This window comes from Amycolatopsis sp. La24, from assembly GCF_029087445.1.
Classification (GTDB): domain Bacteria; phylum Actinomycetota; class Actinomycetes; order Mycobacteriales; family Pseudonocardiaceae; genus Amycolatopsis; species Amycolatopsis nivea.
The window spans coordinates 23,403-32,708 of the sequence record NZ_JARACH010000086.1; the positions used below are offsets into that span (position 1 = coordinate 23,403).

12 protein-coding genes and 1 pseudogene are annotated in these 9,306 nt (G+C 69.5%); 1 reads left to right on the plus strand and 12 read right to left on the minus strand.

Going from position 1 to position 9,306, the window contains the following annotated elements:
• Window positions 1-129 precede the first annotated feature (129 nt).
• The 12 genes and pseudogenes from PUT80_RS42730 to PUT80_RS42780 form a co-directional block, all read right to left on the minus strand.
• A complete protein-coding gene (locus tag PUT80_RS42730; protein WP_101436330.1) occupies window positions 130-639 on the minus strand; it encodes a hypothetical protein in 510 nt (169 codons plus the stop codon).
• A 363-nt stretch (window positions 640-1,002) separates the two neighbouring features.
• Entirely contained in the window at window positions 1,003-1,791 is a 789-nt protein-coding gene (locus PUT80_RS42735) for a sulfite exporter TauE/SafE family protein (protein WP_101436329.1), read from the minus strand.
• A 3-nt stretch (window positions 1,792-1,794) separates the two neighbouring features.
• Window positions 1,795-3,177: an MBL fold metallo-hydrolase gene (locus PUT80_RS42740; protein ID WP_101436328.1), complete on the minus strand. Its 1,383-nt coding sequence runs from the start codon at window positions 3,175-3,177 to the stop codon at window positions 1,795-1,797.
• Window positions 3,178-3,213: 36 nt separating this feature from the next.
• Window positions 3,214-3,357, minus strand: a complete 144-nt coding sequence (locus tag PUT80_RS42745; RefSeq protein WP_229857929.1) for a hypothetical protein — start codon at window positions 3,355-3,357, stop codon at window positions 3,214-3,216.
• An 89-nt stretch (window positions 3,358-3,446) separates the two neighbouring features.
• Window positions 3,447-3,526 (minus strand): annotated as a pseudogene (locus tag PUT80_RS46365) (hypothetical protein); the annotation flags it as partial.
• A gap of 82 nt (window positions 3,527-3,608) precedes the next feature.
• Entirely contained in the window at window positions 3,609-3,878 is a 270-nt protein-coding gene (locus PUT80_RS42750; protein WP_101436327.1) for a metal-sensitive transcriptional regulator, read from the minus strand.
• A gap of 511 nt (window positions 3,879-4,389) precedes the next feature.
• Window positions 4,390-5,859, minus strand: a complete 1,470-nt coding sequence (locus tag PUT80_RS42755) for a multicopper oxidase family protein (protein ID WP_101436326.1) — start codon at window positions 5,857-5,859, stop codon at window positions 4,390-4,392.
• Window positions 5,856-6,083 (minus strand): SHOCT domain-containing protein, encoded by a 228-nt coding sequence (locus tag PUT80_RS42760; protein WP_101436325.1) that lies wholly within the window; start codon window positions 6,081-6,083, stop codon window positions 5,856-5,858. Before PUT80_RS42760 ends, PUT80_RS42755 begins: the two co-directional genes overlap by 4 nt.
• Before the next feature lie 61 nt (window positions 6,084-6,144).
• Window positions 6,145-6,537, minus strand: a complete 393-nt coding sequence (locus PUT80_RS42765) for a DUF302 domain-containing protein (RefSeq protein WP_101436324.1) — start codon at window positions 6,535-6,537, stop codon at window positions 6,145-6,147.
• A 101-nt stretch (window positions 6,538-6,638) separates the two neighbouring features.
• Window positions 6,639-6,875 (minus strand): hypothetical protein, encoded by a 237-nt coding sequence (locus tag PUT80_RS42770; RefSeq protein ID WP_143271393.1) that lies wholly within the window; start codon window positions 6,873-6,875, stop codon window positions 6,639-6,641.
• Window positions 6,876-7,097: 222 nt separating this feature from the next.
• Window positions 7,098-8,498 carry an IS1380 family transposase gene (locus PUT80_RS42775; RefSeq protein ID WP_101436323.1) on the minus strand — a complete coding sequence of 467 codons (1,401 nt, stop codon included), beginning with the start codon at window positions 8,496-8,498 and terminating at the stop codon, window positions 7,098-7,100.
• Between the two features lie 199 nt (window positions 8,499-8,697).
• Window positions 8,698-9,003 carry an ATP-binding protein gene (locus PUT80_RS42780; protein WP_275295543.1) on the minus strand — a complete coding sequence of 102 codons (306 nt, stop codon included), beginning with the start codon at window positions 9,001-9,003 and terminating at the stop codon, window positions 8,698-8,700.
• A 20-nt stretch (window positions 9,004-9,023) separates the two neighbouring features.
• Between PUT80_RS42780 and PUT80_RS42785 the strand changes: the two genes are divergently transcribed.
• Window positions 9,024-9,215, plus strand: a complete 192-nt coding sequence (locus PUT80_RS42785; protein ID WP_229857928.1) for an ATP-binding protein — start codon at window positions 9,024-9,026, stop codon at window positions 9,213-9,215.
• The last annotated feature ends 91 nt before the right edge of the window (window positions 9,216-9,306 follow it).

Here is a 9,306-nt window from a genome sequence, read left to right on the forward strand (position 1 = left end):
ATCGTCGCCGGTCAGCGCGGGCGCGGTGTGACATCGCGGTGATACTTCGGCGCTGCTTGCTGCGGCATTCTGTCGGTCGCCGTGTGCTCGATGGCGCACGAAACGACCTTCGAAACTGCGAAAGGGTGCTCAGCGGCGGAATCCGCGCTCGGGGTCGCGGGCAGGGACGTTGCCGAATTCGCCGAACCAGTCCTCGGCGCCCATGTCCGGCAACGGGACCGGGTGATAGAGGAGCCCCTCGTAGTCCTTGTCCTGGAACAAGGCGTCCTGCAGGATCGCCCAGTCGTAGTCGAACCGTGAACTCGGATGCGCGGCGACCTGCTCGGCGTGCACGTCGGGCTCGTCCTTCTGACACCGTTCGGCGTCCTGGATCGCCAAGTCCAGCGCGATCTCCTCGGCGGTACACGCCGGGGTCGGACGCCTCCCGGCAGCGAGGTCGCCGGCCAGGTCGTCGAAGGCCCGTGCGTAGCACCGCAAGAACCACGGGTCACGGTCGGCCACGCACGCCGGGACGGTCGTGTCCGTGTCGAGGGCCGGTCCCCTGCCTGCCAAGGGTGTCTGCTCGGCGATGTCGTAGACCTCGTCGGCCAGCCTCCCCAGCGCCGCGTCCAGCGCGGCGGCGGTGCGGGGAGTGATCACTACCGGCAGGCACACCTCGCAGTCGAAGTCGCGGCACCGGGGACAGTCGGCGCAATCGTTGCGGCAGGTCCCGCATTCTCCGGGGGTCGCCAACCTGAGGTGGACTCTACGACGGAGTCTCAGCAGCTCAGCGGCTTTGTTGTTGAAGCGTACTGATCACAACACGTGTTGTGCAAGGCGATCGTTTCATAGTCAGTCGGCCGGGTGAGTGCCGCAGTTCCACGATCCGCGTGGAGTCGTGCTCCTGATCAGTGGAGCAGTTCGGGCCAGGTGGGATCGATCTGCGTGCCCGTCGGTGCTTGTGCTGGCCGGGTTCGTTTTGCCACGCCCAGACCGGTCTCGAACCTTGAACGGAGGGCGCCGTCAATGGGCCGGCAGGGTGGCCGGGGCGACTATGGCGGTGACGGCGATGGCGGCGGCGACGACCAGGACGAGGTAGGCGAAGCCGCGGCGGATCGTGTCGGCGGGTAGGCGGCGGGCCACACGGCCACCAGCCAGCGCGGTCAGGACGGCGCCGCCGCCGAAAATGCCGATGGTGACCCAATCGAGTGGGGCGCCGGCGTGGGCGGCGAGCCCGGCGGCGGAGTTGAGCACGATGATCACCAGCGAGGTGGCGACTGCTTCGCCAGCGTCGAGGCCGAGCAGCAGGGTGAGGGCGGGCACGATGAGGAATCCGCCGCCCACGCCGAACAGCCCGGTCAGTACCCCGACGGCGATCCCGGCGGCGAGGGCCTTGGGCAGGCACGCCCGCCAGTTGACATGGCCTCCGCTGGTCCGGCACGCCGCCGTGCCCGTGCCGGTGGGTTTGCGGAGCATCCGGACGGCGACCACGGCCATCAGGACGGCGAACCCGAGCAGCAGGAACCGCGGCGGCACCAGATGCCCGAGGGCCGCCCCGGCGAAGGCGGCGGGGACACCGGCCGCGCCGAAAACCAGCGCGACCGGCCAGCGCACGGTGCCGGCGCGCAGCCGCGGGATCACCGCTGCGGCCGAGGACACGCCGACGATCAGCAGGGACGCGGGGATCGCGGAGGCGAGTGGTTGCCCGGCGGCGTAGACGAGCGCGGGCACGGCGAGGATGGACCCGCCCGCGCCGAGCAGTCCGAGCGCGAGCCCGATCAGCAGCCCGGCCAGGGCGGCGGCCACCAGCATCGGTCAGGCCGCCATGGGGACGCCGGCGTCGGCGGCATCGGCGAAGGCGTCGTCGACCAGCACCACCGTGCGGCCCGCGCGGGCGAGCAGGGACGCCGCGGCGGCGGCGCGGTAGCCGCTGCCGCAGTGCACCCACACCGGGCCTGCGGGCACCTCGCCGAGCCGGTGCGGGAGCTCGGGCAGCGGGATGTGCACGGCGTCGCGCACGTGGGAGTCGTGCCACTCGTGGGCCAGCCGCACGTCGAGCACGACGGTGGGGGCGGGCAGGCTGTCGGCGTGGCCGTGCCGCAGGGCGTGGGCGAGGTCGGTGAACGACGCGGTGGTCATGGTGGCTACCTGCTCGTGCCGGTCGCCGGCCCACTGGGCGGGGTCGCCGGTGGCCGCGGCGGCGGGCCGGTCGATGCCGATGCGCGCGAGTTCCCGCTGCGCCTGGGTGACCTGCTCGGGTGTGTCGCCGAGCAGGGTGATCGGCGCGCCCCAGTCGATGAGCCAGCCCAGCCAGGTCGCCATCGGCCCGTCCAGCCCGAGGCTGATCGTGCCGGCCAGGTGCGAGTGCACGAACGCTTTGCGTGAGCGGAGATCGACCACCCATTCCTGCGCGTCGACCCGGCGACGTAACTCGGCGGGGTCGGCGGTGTGGACCGGGGTGAGGTCGATCGGTCCGGGCCCGGCGGTGTTGCGCGCGCCCATGTGGGCGTAGTAGGCGGGGTAGGCGTCCAGGCCGGCGAGGGTCTGTTCGACGAATTCGGATTCGGCCAGGGTCAGTGCCGGGTTGATCTGCTTCTCCCGGCCGATGGTGGAGGCGTCACCGCTGGCCTGGGTGGCCGAGCAGAAGCTGCCGAACCCGTGGGTGGGCCACACGTTCGCCCCGTCCGGCAACAGTTGCGCCAGCCGCTGTGCGGAGGTGCGCTGCCGGCGGGCCAGTTCGTGGGCGTGGTCCTGGCCGAGCAGGTCGGTGCGGCCGGTGGTGCCCAGCAGCAGCGAGCCGCCAGTGAACACTCCTTCTGGCCCCGTGGGACCGTCGAGGAGGTAGGAGAGGTGGTGGAAGGTGTGGCCCGGGGTCGCGACCGGCCGGATCCGCATGCGCGGCGACACCTCCAGCACGTCCCCGTCGCGCAACGGCACCCGGTCGTAGGACACGTCGTCGGCAGCGGCGATCCCGTAGCGGGCGCCGGTCAGCCGCGCCAGCTGCAGCCCGCCGGAGACGTAGTCGTTGTGCACGTGGGTTTCCAGTACCCACTCGATCCCTACCCCCAGCCGGCCCGCCAGGGCGACGATCCGATCGATGTCGCGCTGTGGATCCACCACCACGGCGACCTCGCCGTCGTGCGCGAGGTAGCTGCGGTCGCCCAGCGACGATGTCTCGATCACCTGTACGTCCAGCATGTGCTGTCTCCTTCCCGCCCGAGTGCGGTCGTTGCCTCAGTTCGTTCCGGTTCGCACGGGCCGGCCGCTGCGCTGCCAGCCGGCGGTGCCGTCGGCCACCGACACCGCAGCCACGTCCAGGGCATCCAGCGCCTGCGCCGCGCGCAGGCTGCGTGCCCCGGACTGGCAGATCAGCCACACCCGCTCCGTTCCACTCCCGCCCCGCGTCGGGGACCTGCTCCAGCGGCACGTTGATCGCACCGGGCACATGCCCTTCGGCGAACTCGCCCGGCGTGCGCACGTCCACCAGCCGCACACCTTCGGCGAGCGCCCGCTCCAGCTCTTCCACCGTCGCTTCATGTACTGCCACGTGGTACCTCCACCACTTCGCTCGAATACCCCGGGGGTATCCGTCAAACGTAGGTCGGCGCCGGAATTCCGCGCCGAACAAGTCAGGCCAAGGCCAGGAACAGCTTCTCCAGCTCCGCCTCGGTCATCGGGGGGTCCTCGCCCCGGTCGCGGGCGGCCTGGCAGTGCCGCATCCCACTGGCCACGATCTTGAACCCGGCCCGGTCCAGCGCCCGCGACACCGCGGCCAGCTGGGTCAGCACCGTGGCGCACTCGTCCCCGGTCTCGATCATGCCGATCACCGCAGCCAGCTGCCCCTGCGCCCGGCGCAACCGCACCAGCGCGTCACCCACCAGTTCGGGTGTCATTTCCATGTTCCACCTCCGCAGCCTTCAACATACCCCGGGGGGTAGTGATTGCGCGGCCTCACCCAGCTGTGTCCGGCATCGCGGACCGGCGGATCAGCCGCGGCCGAACAGGCGGCGCAATACGCGGGCCGCGGCACCCGGCTCGGGCGTGCAAGCGCACCGCCGCGAAGCCGGCACACCGGCAAGCACCTGCTCCACATGCTGACCGCATCCGGCGTAGGTGGCTTTCCCGCACCGCGAACACGTGACACGACGACACATCCGTGCACTCTCCTTTACTCGACGACCACTCGCTCTCCACGGTACCCCCCGGGGTATAAAGAGACGAGTGGCTGCGGCACACACCACACCGCCGGAGACAGGGGGATCGCCCCGGCGCGCCCGGCCAGGGGCAACAAAACGGTCGGCTTCCCGCCGGACTACCCGAGGACGCCCGGCGTTGCGCTGGCCATGCCGCCGCGGTCACAGGCGGGTCGGCACAGGAGCGCGTGTTCCGGAGAGAAACCTGGAGCGAGAGTCAGCGTGCGACCTGGATGGTGGCCATCATGCCGGCGTCCTCGTGGTCGAGGATGTGGCAGTGGTAGACGCTACGGCCGGAGAAGTCGGCGAAGGTCACCCGGAGGCGCGCCCAGCCGTGCGCCGGCACGAGCACCACGTCCCGCAGGCTTTCCTCGGCTACCGGGTTTGCGCTGGTGCCCAGTACCTGGAAGGGCCACACGTGCAGGTGGAACGGGTGATCCATCGGGCTGGTGTTGGACACCAGCCACTCCTCGGTGGCCCCGAGCCGGACCGCCTGGTCGGTGCGCTGCGGGTCGAAGCGCCTTCCATCGATGGTGAACCCCATCCCGCCACCGCCCATGCCCATCTGCATGCCGAACGTCACCGTCCGCCGAGCCGTCACCGGCCCTGTGGGCAGCACCGGCGCCGGCAACGCACCCGGTGGCGAGGCCGTGCGGCTTTTTGTCCCAGACACCACCAGTGTCGCGAGAGTGATGGGCCCGTTGGCCGCAGTGGAGCCCGTGGCTGCCATACCGCCCATCATCCCGGGATTGCCGCGGTCATAGGGATCGGTCAGCAGCCGGTGCCGTCCCGCCGCCGGGTGAACGAGGACATCCGCGCGGTTGCCGGGCGCGAGCACGATCCGGTCCCGCACTTCCGGGACCGGCAGGAAATAGCCGTCCCTCGCGACGTGGGTCAGCTGATGCCCTTCCAGCCGCAGGGACAACACGCGCGAGGTGCAGGCGTTGATCAGCCGCCATCGTTCCGGCACCCCGGACTCGGCGGTGGCGACGGGCTGGTGCTGGCCGTTGACCAGGACTAGCGAGCCCTGCCGTCCCATCATCCGGTCCATCGCGCTCACCGCGGCGATCCGGCCCGCGCCGTCCAGCGTGGTGTCGCCGATCAGCAGCACCCGGTCCATAACGGCACCCAGGTCGGGGCCGCCGTCCACGATCAGCGCACCGGCGAGCCCGCCGAAGAGCTGATCCGCGACGTACTGGTGGTGGTGCGGGTGGTACCAGAACGTCCCCGCCGGATGATTGGCCGGAATCCTGTACTCGTAATCGAACACCTCGCCCGGCGCGATCACCACGAACGGGTTGTCGCCGTTGCGCTCCGGGGAAACGTGCAACCCGTGGGTGTGCAGGTTTGTGGGCTGTTGCAGGTGATTTATCAGGCGCACTCGCAGAACGTCACCGGGACGCACTCGCAACGTCGGCCCCGGAGAACCTCCGTTGAACCCGAGCCCGGCGCCGGCCTGCCCGGCCACCGCCGCGCCAGGTGCCGCGGTCAGCGACACGGCGAGCGCACCGTTATTGCTGGTCGATGCCAGTGGTTCGCGTAGCGGCTGGTCACCGGTGACCGGGTACCCACCGCTGGCCGGGGCGCCCAGACCAGTCACCCAGCCGGTCACCCCCGCTACCACCGAAGCCGACCCCGCCGCCAGCAGCCCCAACGCCCGGCGCCGACCGACCGGATCGCCAGTCACTGCAGCTCCGTGCGACGACGCCGATACTCGTCCTCGTCGATCTCGCCCCGCGCCAACCGCTCGTCCAGGATCCGGCGGGCACTGCCGCTCGCGCCTGCCGGGGTTTCGCGCCGCGCCCGCACCCACCACAGCAGGCCCCCCACGACGGCGAACAGGCCGAGCACGACCAGTACCGGCCAGATCCACATCCATCCCATCGCGCCGCCCATCGCGCCGCCCATCATCGCGACCTCACCTCCCGTAGCACACAGGCTCGTCCGATTGCCGGAACTGCCGCGAGCACCATCAGCTACCCTTGACCGTCTGCAAGGCGGTACGCAAGCGCCGACCGGCCTCGTCAGCGATCGGCTGCAGCCGGGAATCGCCCGGTACGCTGACCATCACCTGCGGGTCCAGCGCCTCCACCACCGTCGACCCGCCGTCTGCGCGCACCACGACGTTGCACGGCAACAACAACCCGATCCGCCGATCCACGCCCAACGCCTGATGCGCCAGCTGGGGGTTGCACGCCCCCAAGATCAAGTAAGGCTCGCTCTCCTCACCGAGCTTCGCCCGCAGCGTCGCTTGCACGTCGATCTCGGTCAGTACGCCGAACCCCTGCTCGGCCAGCGCCGCCCGTACCCGCTCGACCGTCTCGCCCATCGGCGCCTCGCACCGCACAGCGAAGCCGTACTCCATCGCCGATCACCTTTCTCACCGTCTTACCACGCCAGAATACGCCCGGGGGTATCCCGGAATCCGGGTTTCGAACCTCCCCACTGGCGGCTACCCGACCAGCGTCACACCACACGCTGCGCTGAGTGCTGACGAACGGGACGCGGCTTCACGCTCGGTCCCTGCTGCCTCCGGACTGTGAAGATGTACGGACAGCAACCGCGCCGCGTCGGCACAATGACCACGGTGCCGCGTTGTTCCATGTCGATGCCGGGCGGGGCCCGGCTTCGGCGAAAGTTCGACGGAAGAGCATGCAGCCCTGTCGAGATCTCCAGGTGCGCGAACGCTTCGGCGGCGGCCATGAGCCGACGATGAGTGATTCCTCAACGCCGAGGATGGCCAGCGAACGGGCGAGGCCGACATTCCCGAGGTCGAGGACGACTTAGCCTCGATCCACCGATTGGGATTTTGGGCTGGTCCGCGTGCTGAAGGGGTGCACCAGCGTCTTTTCGGGTGGGAGGTAGCCGCTGGTCTGCCCAGCTTTTCCACTGTGGTCTCCGGTCGGGCCGTCGTGCGGCGGGTGGTCAGATGGGCATCGCTGATGGTGGCGTAAAGCCGATAGTGCTGCGCCACAGCCGAAGCCATGACGTGGCCCCGGGCCAGTGGCGGGGCAGGTGCAGGACCGGTCGGCGCTGCGGGCGCGCGAACCGGGCGGGGACGGTGACGATGCGGCGGCGCAGGGTGGCACCGCGGGCGTGGCCGTGCCGGTCGCCGGCCAGGACACCGCAGGCGCGTAGCAGATTGTGCGCGATCGCCGCGCACAACACCCACGCGCTGTTGGCGCCGAACCGGCCCGAGGGCAGGTGCGCCAGGGGGCCGTCGATGAGGTCGGCGAACACGGTTTCGATGACCGCGTGGCGGCGGTGGGTGATGTCAGCGGCAGCGGTCGGTTCGGCGGTGTTGGTGAAGAACGGGTGGTATCGCCAGACCGGGAACAGCGCGTCCGGGTAGCGGGCGTCTTTGACACGCCGCACGATCAGCCTCGCGGTGACCCGGTCGGCCGTGGAGGCGAACGCGGTGTAGGGGATTTCGGCGACCTCGGCGTCGGAGATCCACTCCCCGGTGTCAGGGTCACGGACCGCACCGGGGTATTTCACCGGCGTCCACGCGTCCTCACCTATCGCCGCGATCACCCGCCGCACTGCGGCGTTTTTGGTCAGCACCAGCGAGAATCGCGCCCCGGCCCGCCGGCAGGCGCGGACTACCGACCGGGAGCCGTAGGCGGAATCACCCCGCACGAGGATGTCACCGGCCCCGGCGGCACGAGCGGTCCCGATCGCCTGGGCGACCATGCGTCCGGCGCCCTTGCCGGAGCCGGTCTTCCCGGCCCGCAACCGCATCCCGGCGATCACCGGCGCGCCGTGCTCGGTGCTCAGCGTGGTCGCCAACGGTGAAAGCCCTTTGCGGAGCACCTGCTTCCCGGCGATCTTCGTGTGCCCGTAGGACGCGCCCTGCTTGGCATGCCCGTACACCGGCCGCAACAGCGAGTCGATATCCACAAACACCCGCTTGTGAGTGCCGGGCAGCAGATCGACTCGCTCGCACAAGGCCGTCAGATGTTCACGCAGCACCGACTCCAGCTGGCGGGCGTGTCCGAAGGTGAACTCCCGCAACAGGGTTCCGACCGTCGAGGGCGCATACACCCCGCCGAACAGTGTCGTCATCCCGCCCGAGCGCACAACATCAACATCGTCGATACAGTCCGCGCCCGCGCACATCCCCGCGATCACCGTGGCCAGTTTCGGGCCCGGATTGGCCGTCCCGGACGCGATCCGCGGCTGGGTGATCGACACCTTCTCCGCCAGCAGTTGCGGCAGTCTGGTCTGTCCGGCCAGCGTCATCACCGGCACCAGACCGGCCAGCGACACGAGATGGTCATCGTCGAATATCGCCGACTCCTCGGCGAACCTGTGCGAAACTTGCACTCGAAGTGCCTTCCAGAACTGGGGTCAGGTTGCTGTGTGAGAACTCCAATCATCCCAGCTCAGAGGGCACTTCTCTCATTCCGACACACCCACCCCAGCCCCACACCTCGGTGGATCGAGGTTTAGGTTGTGCGGGGCCGGGTGCTCACGGACCTGTCTCCGACAAGACAGTCGCCGTGGGCAGCCGGCCCCATTCGTTTCAGGGGCGGTTGAGGGCGCCGATCAGGCCGTCGTTCTCGCTCGCGGCGAGTTGTTGTTCCTGCAGCCGGGCTTGGGTGCTCTGGGCGCGGTAGGACTCGCTGCCGGTCTCGATGATGGTGCCGTTGAAGGTCATGCGGTCGATCACGGCGCGGCAGAGACGCTGGTCGGTGAAGGTTTTCGGCCATTCCGAGAAGGGTGCGTTGGTCGCGATGGCGATCGCGCGGCGTTCCTCGCGGTCGGTGAAAAGCTGGAAGAGCAGTTTCGCGCCGACCTTGTCCAGTTCCATGTAGCCGAACTCGTCCAACTATGTGGATATCCACATAGTTGGACGAGCTCGGCTATCTGCCGCTGCCCGGCGACGGCGCGTCCGCGTTGTTCCAGGTGATCAACCAGCGCTACCTCAAGTCGTCCACGATCCTGACCACCAACGTCGGGATCGCTGACTGGGCAACAGCTTTCGGTGACGCGACCGTCGCCGCCGTTATCTCGACTTCGATCTTCAAATACCGCCTTTGACCTGGCGTTTCGCGTCGTGGACAGGTGTCTTTGACTATCGATCACCGGTGCTGAGGCGGGCTGCGCGGAGTTGGCCGTGGGCGTGGGCAAG

Excerpts from the sequence above, each read along its gene's own strand:
- PUT80_RS42735 (WP_101436329.1), bottom strand. The coding sequence starts at position 1,791 with ATGCTGGTGGCCGCCGCCCTGGCCGGGCTGCTGATCGGGCTCGCGCTC.
- PUT80_RS42740 (WP_101436328.1), bottom strand. The coding sequence starts at position 3,177 with ATGCTGGACGTACAGGTGATCGAGACATCGTCGCTGGGCGACCGCAGC.
- PUT80_RS42750 (WP_101436327.1), bottom strand. The coding sequence starts at position 3,878 with ATGGAAATGACACCCGAACTGGTGGGTGACGCGCTGGTGCGGTTGCGC.
- PUT80_RS42760 (WP_101436325.1), bottom strand. The coding sequence starts at position 6,083 with ATGATGGGCGGCGCGATGGGCGGCGCGATGGGATGGATGTGGATCTGG.
- PUT80_RS42765 (WP_101436324.1), bottom strand. The coding sequence starts at position 6,537 with ATGGAGTACGGCTTCGCTGTGCGGTGCGAGGCGCCGATGGGCGAGACG.
- PUT80_RS42770 (WP_143271393.1), bottom strand. The coding sequence starts at position 6,875 with ATGGCCGCCGCCGAAGCGTTCGCGCACCTGGAGATCTCGACAGGGCTG.